The sequence below is a fragment of the Actinocorallia longicatena genome, from assembly GCF_039534125.1.
GTDB classification, from domain to species: Bacteria; Actinomycetota; Actinomycetes; order Streptosporangiales; family Streptosporangiaceae; genus Actinocorallia; species Actinocorallia longicatena.
Window position 1 is genome coordinate 1 of sequence record NZ_BAAAUV010000080.1, and the last position, 716, is coordinate 716.

Here is a 716-nt window from a genome sequence, read left to right on the forward strand (position 1 = left end):
GGCGAGGTGCCGTTCTTCGAGCCCGGCCTGCCGGAGCTGCTGGGGAAGGCCCTGGACTCCGGGCGCCTGCGGTTCACGACCTCGTTCGAGGAGGCAGCGGAGTTCGGCGACGTCCACTTCGTGTGCGTCGGCACCCCGCAGCAGCCGGGCAGCGACGCCTGTGACCTGACCTACGTGGACGCGTCGGTGACGGCCCTGGCCAAGGGCCTGACCCGGAAGGCGCTGATCGTCGGTAAGTCGACGGTGCCGGTGGGCACCGCGGCGCGGCTGACGAATCTGGTGAAGGAGATCGCTCCTGCCGGGGAGGAGGTCGAGCTGGCGTGGAATCCGGAGTTCCTGCGGGAGGGTTTCGCGGTGGAGGACACCATGACGCCGAACCGTCTGGTGTTCGGTGTTCCTTCGGTGTGGGCGGAGGAGCGGTTGCGGGAGGCGTTCGCGCCGGTGATCGATCTGGGCACCCCGGTGGTGGTGACGGATCTGCCGACGGCGGAGCTGGTGAAGGTGGCGGCGAATTCGTTCCTGGCCACGAAGATCTCCTATATCAACGCGATGGCCGAGGTGTGCGAGGCCACCGGTGCGGATGTCCGTGATCTGGCTTCGGCTCTGGCCTATGACGACCGTATCGGCGGGAAGTTCCTCCAGCCGGGTCTGGGTTTCGGTGGCGGCTGCCTGCCGAAGGACATCCGGGCCTTCGCCCACCGGGCCGAGGAGATCGG

General features: G+C 68.3%; 1 protein-coding gene. It reads left to right on the forward strand.

What is annotated here, in order from left to right:
* Window positions 1–716: UDP-glucose dehydrogenase family protein (locus ABD785_RS41150; protein WP_344840342.1), on the forward strand; the 716-nt coding region annotated here is incomplete at both ends.